Raw genomic sequence first — 20,556 nt, forward strand, 5'->3', positions numbered from 1 at the left:
ATTAAAACTAATGGAGATTACGCCTTCCATCAGCTGAAATACTGATTTAAATCAACAAAAGGCACATACAGTATTCAGCTCTGTAGAGAAGGTATTCATGGAGAGATATGTGGTAAAACTGGATAAACGAGAGTTGAAACTCGGGGGATGAACATCTGTAATCATAAAATAGCCAGCCAACAGGTGGAATTAACTGACTCTTTTATTCACTTCAAGACTGCTAGTTAGCACAGGCTGTGCTAACTGACTCAGAAAATAGTTAGCTCAAGACAGTAACTAAGCTCAGGGCTATCTATTCAGCTCAAGGCAAGCAGTTAACTCAAGGCTGTGCGTTAATCGCTTTTTCGGCTTTATAAATTTTGACGATATAATAGGCATCAATCAATACAATAAAGAAATTTACCAGTGCCACTGGCAGCGCTTCTATGGCCAAGCCATAGGCGACAAAAAGTCCTGCACCAATCAGGTTCCACCAGCGTAACTTTTTGATATTGGACATCATAAGCGAGATGGCAACCACCACAGAGGCTAAATAGCCAATCCACTCCCAAATTGTTGCACTGTCCATTTTACTTATTCCTCGCTGTACTGATACCTATCGGTATAACAGCTCAAAGCCGGCTCAAAGCTACACAATAAGTTTAGTGCATTAAAGCCTGTATTTCGCTGTTATTAAAGGTGCCTATTATGTACCAGTTACCCATACCTCTATAGTCTATTTACGCTAATTAAGCCTTCGTCATACTAAACTTGCTACCTGTATCACTAACGCTTAACCACCGCAGCAGTCATGCGCGAAATACAGCAAAGATCGCCACCACTATTATGGATGAGGATCTCCCATACTGAGCTTCTCTTGCCTAAATGCACAGGTTTTGCCGTTGCAGTTAAGGTGCCATTTCTGGAGGCTTTAAGATGATTGGCATTGATCTCTTGGCCGACACAGTAGTAATTCTCAAAATCTACTGCAAAATTGGCCGCATAACTGGCAACGGTTTCCGCGAGTGCAACATTGGCTCCACCGTGAACAATACCCAGCGGGTTATGAACCTCTGGCGATGCTTGCATAGTCGCCACCATATAGTCATCACCAATTTCGCTGATCTTAATTCCCATGGTCTGCATCAATGTGCCCTTGCCATGCATGCCTGAATCCATTTTTGCGCAATCTTCCAAGGTCACAGGTCTAAACCAAATACTCATCACTACATCCCTTCTTCTAATAATTGAGCCACAGTCTACTGGCTAGCGCTGTAAGTTTAAACAAGTAGGAGGAGCTAAAGGCTAGCCTAAGCTCACCAGTCAGAGCATTTCTAACACCTTGATGAAAACTTCCAACATTTTTTATCGATGAAACCATGAGATGTAGTCAATTTATACAAATTAAACTTTAATCTATGATATTGACCTAATTTACCGAGAGATAGATGGACTTTTTACAGGTTTAACCCACTAAATTCTCGCAAGCGATTGCAATACAGAAAGTAAAATTGAAAAACCTAACAAAAGCCGAAAAACACGAATAAAATGGGGATGCAGCAGCTAACTAGGCAACACTTACCTAAACGCTTCCTAATGATAAATGAACAAACAGACTCTTAATTGCCAATTTAAGATCGATTTACTACTTTAACGAAATGAAATAACAAAGAAAAATAGCCAGTTAATCACTAAACTAAATCTAAATACCACTTTAACTAACTTTAGTTATTTTCTAGCATAGAAATAGAATGAAAAACCGCCTTTAATCGATTAAAGGCGGTTTGAGATTAGTGCATAGTCAGCTCAAGAGTTAGTGCTTGCGGCGACGTAAGCCAAGCAATGACAACATGGCTAAACCTAAGTAACCTAAAGAACCGCCGTCATCTGGTTTCGGTGTTGGCTCAGGTGTCGGCTCTGGGTAGCTAAGGGCAACAATTACAGGGTCATGATCTGATGCCGAGAACGCATTCTCAGACTTCTCCAAGTCGCCAGTGTATTTGCCACTGTATTCAAACAAGTTAGATTCAACTGCATTGATATGCCAATCTTCAATAGCTACCATACGCTCAGCAACACTGGCATTACCTAACGCGTGATCTAAGTTACCAAGCTCGCCGCTATAGCTGTACGAGTAAGTAGCAGGACCATGGGCTTGAGTGTTCAAGTTGATCAGACCGTAGCCCTTATCAATCTTGCTACCTTCACGCTCATAAATAACGCCATCTAATGTTGTCCACGAAGCGGTGACTATCTCACGCTCTGCAGTGGCTGCATCATAGTCAGTCAACACAGCAATAGGATCTTCCATGCCATAGGCATTCATATCACCGATAACCAGCAGATCACCTTCGATATCCGTAAGTGCTTCACCTATGACTTTAGCCGCCGAAACACGGAACTCGTTACAGTGTCCCTGTAGATCGGCTGGATCCTCATCTTCGGCAAATTCAACCCAATCCTCTAAACACTCAGACCCCTTAGACTTAAGATGATTAACCACTATGGTGAGTTTCTCGTCATGGATCTTAAATGTCTGACCTAGACTATGACGCTGATATTTATCATAAGCAGGGCTCGTCTCATCTTCACCACGAGATGCAACGCCTTCAGCAGCATGTTGCTCTGGGGTCTTGATCACAAATGCCGCGTTCTCAGGCGTTACACTTGCTGCGCGGTACAAGATACCCACGGTAATCGCATCGCTGCCGATAAACTTGCCTTGGTACTTATCTTCATCACTTATCTCGATAAAGCTATAAGCGTTTTCATCCGATAGCTCTGCATTGAGGGCATCGAGCAAGTTCCGAATCGCACTCATCTCGCCAAATCCGTTATTGGCGATCTCCATTAAGCCGACAATATCCGCATTCATGGCAGTAATAGCATTAACAAGCTTTGTCCGCTGCAGTAACATCTCTTCTTCAGTTGAAGCACCACGGTTACCGTTAGGTGTATCGTCACCGCCAACCATGTCATTGAAGAAGTTAAGTACATTAAAACTTGCTACGCGAATGTCACCTTGAGTCGCAATGGCTGGTGCATCGGTGCGATCGTTTTCACGAATCAGATCGCCAGCAGTGATCTCATTGGTCACCACTAAACGATAATTGTTATAACTGTAACCGATAACACCAGAAATATTAGTTACTTGATCGCCAACACGCATATAGCCAGTTTCGGCATTAAAGTCTGGGAAGTAAGGCACTTCGCCATTGCTAGCCTTATAATCAGACTCGACAAAAAGCTCGTTAATTCTGTTTGCTTGCTGCAGTGCAACGGCTGCATCAGATAAAGGAGCGTGAACCTGAGTGGGCTTCATTAAAGGGGCTTTGTGCGATAACACCATATTGTTACGGTAGCTTGAATAATCGAAGCTAAAGTTACGGCTTATCTTCATATCACTGCCTGCATCTAGGACAATATGCATGCCTTCATAACGTTCCAATGCTTGAGCTAGGTTCTCTCCATCGGCAACATAAAAAGGCGTTGGGGCAAGCTCTTCGCCTTGCTCGCCAATCTCAATCTTAGTGGCATCGCCGGCAATCTGCGTCTGGCCATACATCTCCTGTACCAGCCCTTTCACACAGACTTCAACACCAGGCTGAATGCCATCGGCTGCTTTATTACCTAAGTAGACAAACACACCATCTGAGGTGTATGGAGAACCATCACCTTGTGCTTCTTGCAAATAGAAACCTTTTTGCAGCGATTCACCACGCGCGGTAACGATACCTTTGATGGTTACAGTATCGACTGATACATATTCGCCATCAGGCACTAGCGGACTTGAATCTCCAGCGCCCTGCACCTTGTAGATAGGTGTGATCGTTTCGCCAGTACAGCTAAATGCTGGCACCTCTGGAGCTTCACCGCCATCGAAGTTGCCAGTACGGACACCCAACCCACCAAAGTCATTAGTGCCTTTAGTGGTCCACTCACTTGCTACATAACTTGAGTTTGCAGCCGTGATACCTGCGTTACGTTCTATAGTGACGTCTTTGGCCCAATCACCTGTTGTGCCTACTTCACCAAGAATATCGACAAGTACGCCATCTTTAAGAATGCCAACCTTGTCATCACCGTTAAAGTAGATGGTGGCAGATTCGGTATCGATAGAAGAGTCTAAGACAATAGCGTTATCGGCATGGTTATTGATAATAACCTTGATACCTTCAGCGTCCAGATTACCGGATAAATCCAGTATGGTCTTAGGTGCGGTTTCACCTTTGGAATAGTAAACCAGCGAATAGCCAGTTAGATCGATTGCGGAAGCACCTGAATTGTATATCTCAACAGCTTTGCTGTAGCCAGTGCCTTCGACATATTCGGTGATCATCACATCAGCAGAAGCCGCCATTGGCAACGCCGCAGCGATTGACAGTGCAAGCACTGACATTTTTGTAACTTTATCCATTTATTCAACCCCATTATTATAATTTTGCCGTTATTTTTTATTAACGTGCCGGGGGATTCTTGCAGAGTTAGATGACAAAAAAAAGATGGGTCAATCACATTAACGAGTGATAAACACTTGTTAAACAAAGAAAAAACAACACGCATTTAACACAAGACAAAACAAGCAAAGCTACTTATAGTTTTAACAGGATAAAATCAAATACTTACCAAAGAACAGACTACGGCAAGTCATACCGAATGCCAGTTCGTTAAGATGTGACAATTATTTACAAAACAATGATATAAACAGTCTCGGCCGAATGAAGTTTGTACAGGAATAGTTAATTAACCTTAACACCTGGGGTTTATAGGCATAAAAAAGCGGCCATTGAGGCCGCTTTAGCGTTTTTCGTTAGTGACTATCCTCTACAAGAACCACTCATTAGTGTGACCCTTGTAAATCAGTAGCTTATTAATCTGCTAAGAACAAAGTTCAAAATGGCTTTGATATGTCTGCGCCCATCTCAGTAATTCCACACGATTACGCGATTGTGTTTTCCTGAAAATAGAGGAGATATGAGCCTTAACAGTATGCTCACTGATACAGAGTCGATGGGCGATCTCTTTATTTCGAGCACCACTGGATACCAACTGAATAATGGTGCGCTCTCGGTTCGTCAGCATCTGTAGCATAGCCACAGTATCTTGCGAATAATCGTTGGCGCTGTCTAAACGACTCACCAGCTGACGGAACATCTTACTGATCAGAGTCCTGTCATACCAAAGCTCATCAGCCACCATCTTTCTTAAGCCAGTTAGCAATAGATCCATACGTTGATCTGCATAGAGCAACCCACGTATTCCCAGTAACAATGCAGATTCTGGCTCAAGTTTCTCGCGATTCACTTGATAGAGTGCAACGGGTACATGGGATACCAGACGCGATGCTAATAACGGTATCCCCTTACTGTCTAAGGCGGCCCCCTCCTGCTCTATCAGATAAAAACAGTTACTGTCTCTCTCAGGTTCAAGCTCAGATACCTGTTTAACGATACGTGTTTTTAGCCCAATAGATTCGGCCAGTATAGCCAAGTGACATGGCGCGGCGACTTGGTGTAAGAACACCAATTCATCAATCTTACTCATTCGCTTCTCTCCCTGAAAAGTTTTTTTTGTGCTCTGTAAGGGGGGTGGTCAATCTTCCCTATCAACCAGAATGATTACTATTTTGAATAGTTTTAGTAGATTTGAATAGTTTTAAATGTAATACCATAGTAAAAAAGTATTAACTGAATGTAAAATTTGATGAAAAATTGTTTTTTATCATCTTTAGCTATTAAAACCTTACTCGCTTAGACCTTTAAAGCATAAAAAACCAGTAGACTTTATACAAGATAAAATAATTCACTAATTACCTGTTAAGTTTGGCCAGTTGTGAATCATGAAATTTAATAAGTGTAACAATACAAGCTATTGCCCCCAACAAGGCCATCCCCATATCCGATTGAGTGTCCCAAATGTCACCTTGGGTTCCCAGAAACGCTTCTGCATCCTCCCCCGTTAGCAAAGCAACCCACCACTCAATTAACTCATAAAAAGCAGAAAACGCTAGAGCAAAGCATAAAGACAAGAAATTACACCAAGCTCCGCGTTTAACGACCTCTAGTCTTATAAAAATCTCCCGAGCTAATAATGTCGGGACAAAGCCCTGTGCAAAATGCCCTACCTTGTCGTAATTGTTTCTATCTGAGCCGGTAATATCTGCGATCCAATCAAATAAAGGCACTTCGGCATAGGTGTAATGGCCGCCAACCATAAGTATGACGCAATGGATTAATACCAAGACATAAGCCAGTGACGTCAGCGGGAAACGCTGACGAGTCAGAAATAAGATAGGTAAAGCAATAAGGGCTGGAAACACCTCAAGAAACCAAGTGAATTGATCTTTGGGATCAATAGCCGACCAAACCAGCACGGCCAGAAAAATGGCTAACCAAGTAAACTGTTTATTCAAAATTGGAACCTCATATTCGTTTAAACTCTATTGTTTTGATATAAGAATAATAACTTTAGCCATCTAGCCCTCCACAGTGCACAAAAAAAATGCTACTTTGGTCGGACAAGTATCAATAGAATACTAATACTATAAAAAATCAACTTAGTTAACAAAATACCAATAACCGAAGAAGGTACCCAAATCATGGCGAAACATTCGCTGGACAAGGATAAGATCAAGATCCTGCTGTTGGAAGGCGTCCACCAATCTGCGGTTGATGTATTAAAACGTGCAGGCTACAGCAACATCGAATATCACAAAGCATCTCTCGGAGAAGAAGCCTTAATTGCCTCTATTCAAGATGCCCATTTTGTCGGCCTTCGTTCCCGCACTCAACTTAACGAAACCGTGTTAAGTCATGCGGAAAAGCTTGTGGGTATCGGTTGCTTCTGTATCGGCACCAACCAGGTTGACCTGAGTTTTGCTGAAAAGCTGGGCGTCCCGGTTTTCAATGCGCCATTTTCAAACACCCGAAGTGTCGCCGAGCTAGTACTTGGTGAAATTATTATGTTATTCCGTGGTATTCCACAGCGTAATGCGATGGCACACAGAGGCGGATGGCTAAAAAGCGCCAGTGGTAGTTTCGAAGCTCGCGGTAAAACACTCGGTGTTATCGGTTATGGTCATATTGGTACTCAGCTCGGTATCTTGGCCGAGACGCTTGGCATGCGCGTCATTTTCTTCGATATCGAAGACAAGCTACCACTGGGTAACGCCCAACAAATTCACTCGATGCAAGAGCTGATGTCTCTTGCCGATGTAGTCAGCCTACATGTACCTGAGACGCCACAAACTAAAGAGATGATAGGTGAAGCCGAGCTTTCTTATATGAAGCAAGGTAGCATCTTAATCAACGCCTCTCGCGGCACCGTTGTCGACATAGATGCACTCGCCTCGGCCGTTCGCAGTGAAAAACTCGCTGGCGCCGCTATCGATGTATTCCCTGTTGAGCCTAAGTCGAATAATGACGAATTTTTCAGCCCGCTACGTGGCTTGGATAATGTCATACTGACCCCCCATGTTGGTGGCAGCACTCAGGAAGCTCAGGAAAACATCGGTATTGAAGTGGCTGGCAAGCTAGCCAAATACTCAGACAATGGCTCGACCATGACTGCAGTTAACTTCCCTGAAGTGTCTCTGGCCCAGCATAAAGACGCATCTCGCTTACTGCACATTCACCATAACCGTCCCGGTGTACTGATCAAGATTAACCAAGCGTTTGCAGAAAAGGGCATCAACATTGCGGCTCAGTATCTTCAAACTACTGCAGAAATTGGTTATGTAGTGATGGAAGTCGACTCGGATCAAGCCGAAGAAGCTCTGGAACAGATGAAGGCTATCGAAGGCACTATTCGAACTAGACTCCTGCACTAAATACCAGTCTGAGACTAAAAATTAATAGCCCGCATAATTTTATCAATTATGCGGGCTATTTCATTTCAAGCATTTGCAAATTAGAGTTACAATCGGTTCTTTCCAGCCCGTTTATTTCCTAGGATCATGATATGACGCTTTCCGTTTCTCAGCCCAGTTGGAACTTGAATGACCCAATTCCATCGCTATTCTTCTCTAACTTGTCCCACTTGGGACTAATGAGCGTGACGGGTGAACAAGGCCGCAGCTTTATCCATGGGCAAGTCACCACAGACATCAGCTCATTAGAGAGCGACCAATGGCGCTGGGGTGCACATTGTGATCCTAAAGGTAAGATGCTGGCGAGCTTCAGAACATTCGCCCTCGAAGATGCGCTGATCATGATGATGCCATCAGACACATTAGCTCTAGATCTATCTCAGCTGGCTAAGTATGCCGTTTTCTCTAAAGTCGATTTAGTCGATGTCACCGACAAGTACTTACTGTTAGGCGTCGCCGGTGAGCAAGCACAAACTTGGATTAACGAACGTTTCGGCCCTGCCGACAATACTGACATCGATAAAGAAGTCACCGAGATCTCAGGTGGCTTACTGCTTAAAGACAATGACCGCTTTATCATCATGATGGACAAGGAAGCCGCTGCGCCCTTCCTCACCTCTATCAACCAAGAAATAGTCGATGCCACAGCCTGGCAGGCTCTGGAAATCCAATCCGGTTATCCCAACCTGGCCGCCTCGCATCAGAGCCAGTTTGTACCACAGATGTGTAACCTACAGGGCATCAATGGCATCAGCTTCCAAAAAGGCTGTTACATGGGTCAGGAAACCATTGCCCGCATGAAATATCGTGGTGGCAATAAACGTGCCCTGTATATCCTAAGCGGCACCAGTTGCGAAACTGTCAGCCTGGAAACCAGACTAGAGCTAGCCTTAGACGATGGCTTCAAGCGGGCAGGAACCATCATAGAAGTCGTTCAATCCGGAGAGCAAGTCTTACTCACAGCCGTACTACCTAATGACACCCAAAATAGCGCTAAGCTACGAATAGCAGGAAATGAAACCTCATCGCTAGCGATTACGCCACTGCCTTACTCCCTTGAAGATGAGAGTTAAGACTAAACGATAAGCGACGAGTTGCGAGTTGCTTAAACTAAGGCGCACTCTAAAGCCTATTTCATGAGCTGAGTGCGCTTTTTATTGCCTTGGTTTTACCCTTGTTTAGAAAGAGTAAGTCAGATAGTTTAATAGGTTCCATACCAATCATCTCCAATCAAAGGCTGGCTCTTGAAACAAGCAGATCTCACCTCAAGCGAGAAACAAGAGCTACTCACTAAGCTCAAACATGAGCTGGTCGAATTAGAGCAACAGCTGACCACAATCCATGAACGCAGTGCCCCGGTTCAGCTTGACCAACAAGCGGTTGGACGAATATCACGCATCGATGCTATTCAGCAGCAACAGATGGCACAAGCCGGTGAGGCGCTGATGCAGCAGCACATCTTGCGTATTAAGCAGATTTTTCTCGATACTGATGAGTATGGGTTTTGTCTGGAATGTGGCGAGAGTATTGGACTCGGTAGGCTCACGATACATGCTATCGCAAAATTGTGTATTCAATGCCAAAGTGAGGCCGAGAACTCATAGGATATTTCTCTTTTTTCTTTACCTTAAACCCTATCTGGTATTGGGGGGCTAATTTGTAACTTTGAACGTTACTAGACGTATTGCTTATCACCAAAGGTGACATACCTTTCCAAACTTCGTTTGGACGAAAGTCGTGAAATTCCATTCCACACCAGGGCAAGGAGAACTGCTCGTCCTCATCCTCCTTCGCCCCGGCGAAGTTACATGCATTTAGTACGGGTCTCAGACTCCAATCAAAATTACCTAACGACTCAGATGCCACATCCATGTGACTCCGAGCCTGACTCATCATCCATGATGAATCCACGAAATTTTAATCTCCGCCCTTCAACAACTTCCAACGGGGACAGCTTGTAGCGTTAACCTGTATTTGGAGTAAACCAGCTTTATCGGCAACAATCTTTTTGTTAATAATCTCTAAGCTTGTTTTGAGGTACTTTCTTAGTAATAGAAGCGAATATCTCCAGGGTCAGATCGTGAACGTTATTTGAGCCGTTTCAGCAAAATATTGACCTGATCAAGTGCTTGTGATCTTATACTCCTTTTTAAGGAGTCTCATTATGTATATTGAATCATTCAAAGAGCATTTTGGCGCGATTGACGACCACCGCCAAAGTGCAAAAATCACCTATCCATTGTTCGATATATTGTTCGGTTCTCTTTGCGCTGTTATTGCAGGTTCGAATGGTTGGTTCGATATCCGAGAATACATTCTTGGTCACCACCATTGGTTCAAAACGCAAAAAATGTTTACAGGCGGGATCCCTACTGACGATACAATTGCTAGAACAATTTCTGTGATTAATCCTGATAGTTTTAACGAGTGTTTTCTAGCATGGATGCAATCGGTTCACCAGCTAACTAATGGGGAAGTCATTGCGATTGATGGAAAAACGCTACGCGGCTCATATAATCGTGATGACCGAAACAGCACTATTCATATGATAAGTGCTTATGCTTCAGCAAATAAGCTGGTACTTGGTCAATTAAAATCAGACCAAAAAAGTAATGAAATTACGGCAATCCCAGAGCTTTTAAAAATGCTAGATCTACGCGGAGCGCTAGTGACAATCGATGCTATGGGCTGTCAAACGGCTATTGCTAAAGCGATCATCGACAAAGGTGGTGATTACCTACTGGCTGTAAAAAGCAATCAAGGCCACTTAGCTAAAGCGGTAAATCAAGCTTTTAGTCAGCATCGTTCAGCAGGCTTAAGTAATGATGATTTCAATATAGAAACAGGCCATGGTCGTATTGAAAATCGAACGTGCTATGTTTTAAATTCGGCTGAACTCGAAGGTGATTTCTCACGCTGGGAAGCACTCAAATGCATTGTTATGGTTGAAAGTTTTAGGGCGGTTAAAGGTAAGGCGATAAGCCTTGAATATCGTTACTATATTAGTTCGAAAGAGTTATCAGCAGAGCAAGCCTTAAGTGCTACTCGTGAACATTGGGGTATCGAGTCAATGCACTGGGTCTTGGATGTCAACATGAACGAAGATACATGCCAGATATACAAAAATAACGGCGCTGAAAATCTAGCTTACTTGAGGCATATGGCTCTCAACATGCTTAGAAAAGAACCGACCAAACTCAGCATCGTTGGTAAACAAAAGCGCTGCTTAATGAATCCTCAACATCTAGAGAAAGTTTTACTCGCTGGATTATGTAGCTCGACTAAAAAATAAACACTCATGCGGTCGCCCTGCGAATATCTCCTTGTAACTCCTCAGCTTGTTCTATAAGACTCTGTGAATCTGGATATGCTTCTTTGTTTAACTCACCAAGTATTTTAATACTTCTGATTAAAGAGCTATTTAGTTCTTCTAGTACATATTCGGGTGGATCATTTCTTTTATTAAATGAAATAAATAAACCCAATGTCTCAATTTTTGCTTTTTGTGCTGAATACTCCTCTCGTTCTTTTAGTACTCCAGATTTTATAGAAAGCTCCTCATTAAACTCTCGCATTATTTTCAGGGCAGCATTTACTTCTTCAACTTCTTTTTGACTAATAAAGGGGCCAGTAAAGAGCCCAAGAAGAAACGTAAAGATGCAAATCGGTATAACAATCTTAATCTTCATAATTCCTCCCCCAACTAATAAGTAAACCAGTGACTGGCAAACTATTCCCCCTGGAAATTATAGGCAACGTTAGTGAATCTGAATTCATCAAGTTTTTAGGTAAACTTTTGACCACAACTTTTACACTCCTTCACATTCCAACCTGAGCCAGCTATTTTTGTACATGATGGACACTTTGAATTTTTATTTGTAAATAAAATAAATACTAAACCGACAGTTTGAAGCTGTAATGCAAAAAATTGTAGGTACATCAAAAATGAAGCAGACAGTGCAAACATCTCTGCTATCGACTCTTCATAATATTGAATTAAGAGTGCCAGCAGAAAAATCAGAGCTCAAACGGTGTATTTTACTCGGTTCTTTTTTTGCTGATTAAATGTATCAATGATATCCATATCTCTTCCTAAAATGTGTGCTGTGTTCATGCCCACTTATCAAGTGGGCATATATGCACAAATATCAAACCTATTATTTTTAGCTTGCGCAACCTATGTAACTGAATCTAAATTAGTTAAGCAACTAACTCAAGCGAAATCGAACAAGGTTGAGTAATAAAGGCTCCAAGTCTTGCTCTTGTTCATTTAGCCAAATTAGCCCTATGAATAACAACCCTCCCCCGTACTCAATAAACCTGCCAGTTCGACACATCCCCGTTGGAAGTTGCCGAAGATCGTTGGAATAAATCACGTGAGACTGACATGGATGTCGGGCTAACTTTCGCAGGTGCATGGATGCATCCTTCGGAAGTGGTAGTGATTTATCCATAAGAACAGAGGGAGACAACTTCGCCGGGGCGGCATGGGGTGATCCAAGAGGGGCGAGGCCGTCCAGCCCCTCTTGGTCGGGTGTGGGTTGAAAATCCACGACTTACCTCGGTCGTAAGGCCGCATACTCAAAATTTAATTGAAAGGTAAGATAAAGAGATGGATTCCGGCCCAAAAGCATTGCCGGAAAGACAATATAGAAAATATCTCAGCCAGCTGGTGCCAAGGGTTCCTGTTTGATATCCACGACTTTCATCAAAATTAAGTTTAGAGATATTCCTCGGCTACAAGGACGCACAACTCCAAACGAAGTTTGGAAAAAACTCCTCCTACTGGTGAAAGCGGCCTCAACAAAGTACGATATTGAACTAATCAAAAATCAGTAGAATTAGCTCTACACCGAAAGGCTATAGGGTTAACACTAGAGTAAATTTAAGCGGAAGTTATGAAATCAAAAAATGGTAAGTTTGGGGTTGGAGACAACTCCTACCAAATGGCGGGTGGCTTAGTGGGTATCACTCAACTAGTCGATGAGTTTTATCAGAATATGGATAAGTTATCCTCATCCAAGAAGATCCGGGATATGCATCCTAGTGACCTTACTGATTCTCGCCAGAAACTCGCCTACTTCCTCTCAGGCTGGCTTGGTGGTCCTAAACTGTATTCGCAGCATTACGGCTCAATCAATATCCCTGCCGCCCATAAGCACCTCACAGTCGGCCATGAAGAAAGTGAAGCTTGGCTACACTGCATGCAGCAAGCTGTAGATAATCAGCCTTACGAAGCCGACTTTAAGGTATACCTGATGAAGCAACTACGCGTTCCGGCAGAAAGGATTAGACTGGTATCCAGCAGCTAAGATTTTAAACATATTCGGAGCCTAAAAGTTCTTCGCCAAGGCTTCAGGGTACTGGCGCTGCTCGGCCAACAGCTCGGCTCTGGCCGTCACTTCTTCTTGGGTACATTGACCAGTTACCGGAAAGTAATGCTTAGTTGCGTATTGCTCGATGAGTGTTGAGTTGACGAGTTCATTAGCAATCAAGTCATGCAAAATAGCATCAGCTGCGGCCAATGCAGAAGAGGCTTTAACGATCTCGGTACGGGCATAATGTTTGCCATAAAACGACACATCTGCCGCACGTAAACCCGCATCATCCCCAGGGATTTGTTGCGCGCCGAATAAAGGCTTAGCTGCTACGCTAGCCTGGCTAAAGCTTGGGATGTATTGGGCGATATGCTCAATAGAGCCTAAGGTCCTCTCTTCGATAAGCTCTGCTGGCCATTGGCGTTCGATCTTATTGATAAAACGTTCGGCAAGTTTCGGCTGAGCACTGTTTTCACAGCTAGCCACTAAGCCGTTATTGAACAAGGTGATATCTTGGGTCATACCGTGTAACTGAAAATAACCATCTGGATAAGGCGTTAATTGCGCCATGCCTTGAGGTGTACCGCGCTCCCCATAAAAAATAACCTCGGGCCATAAGCCTTTACACTTTGGCCAATGGGCAACATAGGCAGCCTTAAACTCGACCATACGCCGACGCTTAGCGTTGAGCATGTCATCGATTTCGCCACTCTTAAAACCACAGGCATTAATAACATAATCAAAATCGGCATAGATGATCTCGTTTTCGTTATGCCTTTCCATCGATACACGCCAGCCGGATGCGCCTGTAAGCTGTTCCAATCCCCGCACCTGCGTGTTGGTATGTAGATGGCAATCGGGTAAATTATCTATCGCCATGCTAGCAATAGCAGCAAAACGAAAGGCTGATAGACCATACTCCTGCACTAAGAATATCGGGAATTGTAAGTTATCCAACTCGACATTTTGAGCGAAGGCCACCAACCAATCACTTGGACATCGGGCTTCCTCTGGTAAGGGGAGCTCTTTTAGGGCATCTATTTCGGCTCGCTCAAACAAACGAAAATACTGCTCAGGCTCGCCTAACACTTTATTGCTGGCATCTTGTTGTACTAAAGAGGCGTATTTAGCGCGTAACTTTTCTAAACGCGGCAATAAGTCCAGCGGATGCCCAGGATCGTTTATAGGCAACGCAATCACAGTCGGGCGCTTATTCACGCTTTGGGGGTAGACTTTTACGGTATCTATTGATTGCTGTAACAGGGTTAAGCACTGCTCATCTGATATTTCCCGGTAAAGATTACCGCCAGCATGTAAATGACAAATTGGAGGACCATTGACTAAGCTGTCACCTTTTTCGATTAAGCTAGTGTCTATACCCAGTTCGGCAAAGCGCAAGGCTATAGTTGAGCCGGCAACCCCACCGCCAATGATGGCAATTTTAGGACTCGCTAGAAGTGGTGTCTCAGATTTTATTACAGCTTGATTCATTGTGCTTACAGAGTGACGTACAAAATTCGCGGCCATTTTACGTCGCATACTGTCAAGTTTATAGCCATGAATCACAAAAAATTCATATTTACCTAATCCACCTTCTAAAAATCCTGAAATTAACTACCGACGATAATCAAACGCACCAGCAGCTTACAATAGATCCCCGTTGGAAATTGCTATGAGGCGTTGAAGAAACTAGTGTGAAGCTCACCTAGCCATTCTTATCCATCCTTGGACTACAAGGCATTCATGCCACCACGGAATTTATAAATCCATTCACATCAGATCCCCCATCGGAAGTGGTACTGATTTATCCATAGGTATAAAGGGAGTGTAGCTAATTAATTACTGACCTAAATCAAATGTGCCTGTGGGTTACAACAGATCCCCGTTGGAAGTTGCCGAGGTCGCATATTCCAAAACTAACTTCAAAAAATAAAGAGCTGGATTCCGGCTAAAAAGCATTGCCGGAAAGACAGTAATTAAACACGAATCCACTAAGATAAAGAACAAAAAGTTAACCTTCATTGCTAACTAAAGTAAGCAGCTATACACCCCACCAACGTCATCACAAACAAGAACCACTTTAGAGTCTCAGGTCTTGCCTTAATCGCCATTTTTACGGCGAGGTGAGCCCCAAACATGGTGCCGAAGGCGAGTATCATCCCGGGGAGCCATTGGATTAATCCCTCAATCATAAACAAGACTAAAGCCACAGAGGTAAAAACGAGAGTGCAGAGCATCTTGAGTGCATTGGCGCGTACCAGATCATATCTCAGCGAACCCGCTAATGCCGCCAACAACACAAAGCCGACTCCTGCCTGGACGAAGCCACCGTAGAAACCCGCGATACCCAGCCACCACCATGAGCTCGGTGTCTGAGAGACCTTGTTAACTGGCGTACCGTATTCCGGTGCCACCATGGAAGGTTTGACTAGAATAACTAAGGCCATCAGCAACATGGTGCCCAATAACAGAGGCTTGATCCACTCGCTAGGTGCATAGGCTGCACCTGCCGCGCCTAATAAGCCACCGATAACTGTGGGAATAAGGATAGGTACCTTATCGTCTGTGTCTAACTTGCCATGTTTCTTAAAACCAAATACGGCAACAACCGACTGCATCAAGACGCCGACTCGATTGGTTGCATTGGCTACCTCAGCAGGCATGCCCATCACCATCAAGGCGGGCAGGGTCAGATTCGAGCCGCCACCAGCAAGGGTATTGATGATACCCGCAAAGAATCCTGTCACCAGTAACAGGATTGCATGGGTCAAAGTGATATCCATCTAGGCAATAGCTCCCTTTAATACGACTAATTATAAATTACTATAACAAGCTAAAGACTCAAAATTTGTGCAGTGAACAGCTTACCGATTTATACCAGCAATTCAAAATATACTTTGTATCCAACTTGTTACGGCTAAGGTAGACTGATGGTTAATGCCGCGATCTTGGCTCTGTAAAGGTCGACGGACCCAAGTTAGAAATGATGTATGATTCGATATGCTAAGCGGCTCACTCAATACTAACTAATAGCATTAACTCAAAAATGATTCATAGTATTAATTCAGAATTTTGACCCATAATGGAACTCGCTTTGGCAATTGGAGCCTTATGACAGATCAGATTGTTCAACTGCAAGGGATCACTAAAGAGTTTATCGATGGAGGCGTTGGTCATAAGGTTCTCGACCGACTCGACCTCTTGCTCACCCAAGGTGACACCATTGCGCTCACTGGGGTCAGTGGAAGCGGCAAGAGCACCTTGCTTAACTTGATTGCCGGATTTGAACGTCCCAATATCGGCTCTCTTAGCCTGTTGAACGAGGAAACCACCGCCTGGAATGATCGTAACTGGAGTCATTTCAGACAAGTATCTCTTGGGGTCGTCTTTCAACAATTTAACCTGCTTACGCCACTCAATGTTGAAGATAACATTGCATTCCCACTCAGGCTCAATGGATTAGATTGGAATTCCTGGTGCGATCATTTAGTCGAGCGGTTAAGTCTGAAGCCGTTACTCATGCGCCATGTCGAAACCCTATCTGGTGGTCAACAGCAAAGAGTCGCCATCGCCCGGGCATTGGCCCATAAACCTAGGCTACTGTTGGCCGATGAGCCCACAGGGAATTTAGATCAAGTAGCCAGCTTAGAAGTGATGAAGCTGTTATGCGAACTGGCAGGAGAGCAAAGCACCAGTATTCTTATGGTCACTCATAGCATGGAATGCGCCGAATTTATGCAGCGCCGCTGGAATCTGGATAATGGCCAGATCCATGAATAAGTCCAGTCTCATCCGAATGAACTGGCTTAGCCTTAAGGTCTTTCTCGCCCATTATCGTCAAGCCCCCCTACAGGCGGGTGCCATCACTATCGGTATCATTCTGGCTGTCACCTTGCTAATAGGGGTTCGCACCACCAATGAAAATGCCATTCAGAGCTACAGGTCTGCCACTGAGCTACTGAGTCAGCAAGCCAAATGGTCTATCACCCCGCCGCTCGGTAGCAAGCGAATAGATGAAAACCTGTATTTCGATATCCGCGAAGGTGGTTTCAATAATGGCCTACCAGTAATACAAGGCGTCGCCACTGACTCCAATGGTAAACGTTGGCGCATTCAAGGCAGCGATATTATGGCCGCCCTCACCTCTTTCTCAGCTTCTGGAACTGAAGCAAAGAATGAAGTAAATGCTAAGGCTGGCAGCGGGCTTTTTTCTTTAAATATCCCCATCGGAGATATCTTATCCGGCGCCCCTCTAGTGTTGGCCAGCACATCTTTGGCAAAGCAAATAGCCCAAGACGGTGACTTGATACTTGGTGGGGTGAAGGTGAGTGTTATCGCCTTAGATGATGCCAGCAATCTAGGCTCGGATATCTTAATGGATATCTCTCTGGCCCAGCGCATACTCAAGCGGCCTAATGAACTCAGTTATATTGCACTCTTCTCCGACATAAGCGGTAAAAAGGGGCATTTAGAGCAAATTATTGGACATCGAGGCACACTAGTTGAGAGCGATAATGGTAATGGCCTCACCGCCCTCACCGAGAGCTTTCATCTAAACCTGACCGCCATGAGTCTGTTAGCTTTTGTCGTCGGGCTATTTATCGCCTATAACGGGGTTCGCTATAGCTTACTCAAGCGGCAAAGGTTACTGACACAACTGCAGCAACAAGGCGTAGCCAAGGCTCCCTTGATGTTGGCCTTATGTATTGAGCTTCTGCTGCTGGTGATTGTGGGCTCTATCATAGGCTTTATGTTGGGATTGCAGCTCAGTCATTGGCTACAGCCCATGGTGTCGGTCACACTAGAGCAGCTTTACGGCGCTAAGATATTTCCCGGACACTGGCAGTGGAGCTGGTTGTTTCAGGCCATAGGACTGACATTTCTAGCCGCGTTCGCAGCCTCGACCTCACTATTCATCCAACTTCTTCGTCAACCTCTGGCGAGTAACTCGGCTCGACTGGTACAGCAAACCAGTGCAGATAAGCTACACAGGTACCAGTTGCTTATCTCCATGACTCTCGGGTTAGTGGCGTCCATATTACTGCCTTTTAGCCAAGACTATCGCTATACCATGGTTCTGCTTGGCTTGGTAGTTATCGCCATACCTTTAGCTCTGCCTTGGGCTCTGGTTTTTATGGTCAATCAAGTGTTAAAGGTGACACCCAAAGGTTTATTACATTATCAGGTCGCCGAGACCAAGGAGCTAATTGCCCCCCTGTCGCTGGCCATGATGGCCATGTTACTAGCGCTTACAGCCAATATCTCCATGAACACCTTAGTTGGCAGCTTCGAAAGCACCTTGAAAAACTGGCTCGATGCCAGACTGCACGCCGAGCTCTATATCAGGCCAGCATCAAACCAGATGGTCGAAGTAGAAGCTTTTCTGAAGCAGCACAAGGATGTAGATGCCCTCTATAAGCAGTGGTATCTAAGCAGCAAACAAGACAAGCTGCCTATCAATATCGTTACTCGAGATAAACGTTCCCTACGTGAAACCACAGTGTTTAAAGAAACGGTCGACAATATGTGGCCAGAGTTCTTTGCAAATAAACGAGTGCTGATAAGCGAACCTTTGGCTATCAAATTAAAGCTCAACTTAGGCGATGCCATAAAATTACCACTCCTGCCTGAACATCATTTTACTGTGGGCGGAGTGTTCTACGATTACGGTAATCCCTATGGCGAAATAATCATCTCCCCGGAAACATGGCAAGCGAATGGATTTCCCGAAACGCCCCTGAGCCTGGCCATAAACGTCAACGGAGACTCGGACAAATTTAAACAAGAGTTACAGCAGAAATTCTCCATACCCGACGCGATGATCTTCAGTCAGGAAAAAATTAAGCAGCAAGCGATCATCACGTTTAAGCGCACCTTCTCTATCACTCAGGTACTTAATACGCTCACTCTGCTTGTGGCGGCCATCGGCTTATTTAGCGCTTGCTTTATGCTGACTCAGGCAAGAATGGCACCAATGGCGAGGCTCTACACCATGGGAGTTAACCGCCGCCAGCTCACCACTCTCGTCTTCGGACAGATGTTGATTATTGTGCTGTTTACCTGTCAGGTAGCCCTGCCAACAGGCGCCATCTTAGGTTATCTGCTGATCAATAAGATCACCCTGCAAGCATTCGGTTGGAGTATCGCCATGGAGTGGGATTGGCTCGCCTACGGTCAGGTGCTCGCGCTAGCACTGGTTTCCAGCTTATTGGCCGTGGCTTTCCCCTTGTATATGCAAACCAAGCGTCCTCTAATCTCTAGCCTTCAAAGAGAGGTTATATGATAACTCTGCTAAATAAGAGTTTCGGATACCTTGGCCTATTTACGCTTTTAGCTCTTACGGCCTGCTCAAAACCACCAGCACCTCCTTCTATGGGGAGCCTGTTAGGCGATAATAGCCAAGGCTATACCAAGGTAGATAAAAGCAGGCCGATAATATTTCCAGAGGATCATCTATCCCACGATGATTTTCGTCAGGAGTGGTGGTACCTCACTGCGAATTTAAAAACTCAAGAGGGCGAACTGTTAGGACTGCAATGGACTCAATTTCGTGTCGCCTTAGCGCCTGAAAAAGCAGATATTCAAAGCCCAAAGTCCGATTCAGGCTGGGCCGCAAATCAAATTTTTATGACCCATGCGGCCATCACTAGCAAGTCATCGCACTTTGCCGAAGAGAGATGGTCAAGACGCCATCCAAGGCTGGCCGATGTGACGACCAAGCCCCTCATCATAAAAATAGATAACTGGCAGTGGACCGGCACAGGTGAAGACTTGTTCCCCGCCCAGCTTAAGGTCGATGCCGAAAAGTTTAGCTATCAATTATCTCTGCAAACTAGCTCGCCCTATCAGCTCCAGGGAGAGAAAGGTTACAGCATAAAAAGCGCCGACGGCTCGGTAGCCTCTCATTACTACAGCCAACCTTTCATTACCGTTTCTGGCACAGTAAATCTTGACGGAATAGATCATGAAGTAAGTGGTGACGCCTGGCTAGACAGGGAGTGGAGCTCGCAGTTTCTTAACAAAGCACAAGCTGGCTGGGATTGGTTTTCCCTTAGGCTAGAAGACGGCTCAAGCTTGATGTTGTTCCAACTTAGGGGCCAAGACAAACCTAGCTTCTATAGTGGCCGCAGAATGTTTGCCGATGGCAGCGGCCACAATATTACGTCCGAAGAAATCCAAGTTGAAGTCGCTGACTGGCATAAGATTGACTCAAAGCGCTATCCCATTGCTTGGCGTATTTCTATTCCCTCTGAGGAAATAGAGCTCAGTACACAAGCGCTCAATGCCAATGCTGTAGTCCCCTTGAGTGTCAGTTATTGGGAAGGGCCGGTAACGGTTTCAGGCAGTCATAAAGGTGAAGGGTATATGGAACTGACAGGCTATTAAAATGAC

Annotated in this window: 16 protein-coding genes; 8 read left to right on the plus strand and 8 right to left on the minus strand. The window is 44.6% G+C overall.

What is annotated here, in order from left to right:
* Nucleotides 1-319 precede the first annotated feature (319 nt).
* From sps_RS14020 to sps_RS14040, 5 genes are all read right to left on the minus strand, one after another.
* Nucleotides 320-568, minus strand: a complete 249-nt coding sequence (locus sps_RS14020; protein WP_077753099.1) for a YgjV family protein — start codon at nucleotides 566-568, stop codon at nucleotides 320-322.
* Between the two features lie 197 nt (nucleotides 569-765).
* Nucleotides 766-1,203, minus strand: coding sequence for a PaaI family thioesterase (locus sps_RS14025; protein ID WP_077753100.1), 438 nt, complete (start codon nucleotides 1,201-1,203; stop codon nucleotides 766-768).
* Nucleotides 1,204-1,792: 589 nt separating this feature from the next.
* Nucleotides 1,793-4,396 carry an extracellular exonuclease ExeM gene (gene exeM / locus sps_RS14030; RefSeq protein ID WP_077753101.1) on the minus strand — a complete coding sequence of 868 codons (2,604 nt, stop codon included), beginning with the start codon at nucleotides 4,394-4,396 and terminating at the stop codon, nucleotides 1,793-1,795.
* A 461-nt stretch (nucleotides 4,397-4,857) separates the two neighbouring features.
* Nucleotides 4,858-5,523 (minus strand): helix-turn-helix transcriptional regulator, encoded by a 666-nt coding sequence (locus sps_RS14035; protein ID WP_077753102.1) that lies wholly within the window; start codon nucleotides 5,521-5,523, stop codon nucleotides 4,858-4,860.
* Between the two features lie 265 nt (nucleotides 5,524-5,788).
* Nucleotides 5,789-6,391 (minus strand): DUF2238 domain-containing protein, encoded by a 603-nt coding sequence (locus tag sps_RS14040; RefSeq protein ID WP_077753103.1) that lies wholly within the window; start codon nucleotides 6,389-6,391, stop codon nucleotides 5,789-5,791.
* A 186-nt stretch (nucleotides 6,392-6,577) separates the two neighbouring features.
* Here sps_RS14040 and serA point away from each other — a divergent pair, with 186 nt between their 5' ends.
* From serA to sps_RS14060, 4 genes are all read left to right on the plus strand, one after another.
* Complete coding sequence (gene serA, locus sps_RS14045) at nucleotides 6,578-7,807, plus strand: phosphoglycerate dehydrogenase (RefSeq protein ID WP_077753104.1); 1,230 nt, start codon at nucleotides 6,578-6,580, stop codon at nucleotides 7,805-7,807.
* 131 nt (nucleotides 7,808-7,938) lie between these two features.
* Nucleotides 7,939-8,919, plus strand: a complete 981-nt coding sequence (gene ygfZ, locus sps_RS14050; protein ID WP_077753105.1) for a tRNA-modifying protein YgfZ — start codon at nucleotides 7,939-7,941, stop codon at nucleotides 8,917-8,919.
* Nucleotides 8,920-9,090: 171 nt separating this feature from the next.
* A complete protein-coding gene (locus tag sps_RS14055; RefSeq protein ID WP_077753106.1) occupies nucleotides 9,091-9,450 on the plus strand; it encodes a TraR/DksA family transcriptional regulator in 360 nt (119 codons plus the stop codon).
* Nucleotides 9,451-10,010: 560 nt separating this feature from the next.
* Nucleotides 10,011-11,138: an ISAs1 family transposase gene (locus sps_RS14060; RefSeq protein ID WP_077751231.1), complete on the plus strand. Its 1,128-nt coding sequence runs from the start codon at nucleotides 10,011-10,013 to the stop codon at nucleotides 11,136-11,138.
* A 4-nt stretch (nucleotides 11,139-11,142) separates the two neighbouring features.
* Here the strand turns inward: sps_RS14060 and sps_RS14065 are convergent, their stop codons facing one another.
* Nucleotides 11,143-11,535 (minus strand): hypothetical protein, encoded by a 393-nt coding sequence (locus sps_RS14065; protein ID WP_077753107.1) that lies wholly within the window; start codon nucleotides 11,533-11,535, stop codon nucleotides 11,143-11,145.
* Between the two features lie 1,209 nt (nucleotides 11,536-12,744).
* Between sps_RS14065 and sps_RS14075 the strand changes: the two genes are divergently transcribed.
* On the plus strand, nucleotides 12,745-13,158 hold the full coding sequence (locus tag sps_RS14075) for a group II truncated hemoglobin (protein ID WP_077753109.1): 414 nt from the start codon (nucleotides 12,745-12,747) through the stop codon (nucleotides 13,156-13,158).
* Between the two features lie 21 nt (nucleotides 13,159-13,179).
* On the opposite strand, the gene sps_RS14080 is transcribed toward sps_RS14075, so the two are convergent.
* Complete coding sequence (locus sps_RS14080) at nucleotides 13,180-14,655, minus strand: FAD-dependent oxidoreductase (protein ID WP_077755693.1); 1,476 nt, start codon at nucleotides 14,653-14,655, stop codon at nucleotides 13,180-13,182.
* 533 nt (nucleotides 14,656-15,188) lie between these two features.
* Nucleotides 15,189-15,947, minus strand: a complete 759-nt coding sequence (locus tag sps_RS14085) for a sulfite exporter TauE/SafE family protein (RefSeq protein ID WP_077753110.1) — start codon at nucleotides 15,945-15,947, stop codon at nucleotides 15,189-15,191.
* A 328-nt stretch (nucleotides 15,948-16,275) separates the two neighbouring features.
* On the opposite strand from sps_RS14085, the gene sps_RS14090 reads away from it, so the two are divergent.
* Genes sps_RS14090 through sps_RS14100 form a run of 3 tightly spaced genes read left to right on the plus strand, consistent with a single transcriptional unit; the run spans nucleotide 16,276 to nucleotide 20,550 of the window.
* Nucleotides 16,276-16,944, plus strand: a complete 669-nt coding sequence (locus sps_RS14090) for an ABC transporter ATP-binding protein (RefSeq protein WP_077753111.1) — start codon at nucleotides 16,276-16,278, stop codon at nucleotides 16,942-16,944.
* Nucleotides 16,937-19,447, plus strand: a complete 2,511-nt coding sequence (locus sps_RS14095) for an ABC transporter permease (RefSeq protein WP_077755694.1) — start codon at nucleotides 16,937-16,939, stop codon at nucleotides 19,445-19,447. The genes sps_RS14090 and sps_RS14095 overlap by 8 nt, the downstream gene beginning before the upstream one ends.
* A complete protein-coding gene (locus sps_RS14100) occupies nucleotides 19,444-20,550 on the plus strand; it encodes a lipocalin-like domain-containing protein (RefSeq protein WP_077753112.1) in 1,107 nt (368 codons plus the stop codon). Before sps_RS14095 ends, sps_RS14100 begins: the two co-directional genes overlap by 4 nt.
* Nucleotides 20,551-20,556: the final 6 nt, after the last annotated feature.

Source organism: Shewanella psychrophila, from assembly GCF_002005305.1.
Lineage (GTDB): Bacteria > Pseudomonadota > Gammaproteobacteria > Enterobacterales > Shewanellaceae > Shewanella > Shewanella psychrophila.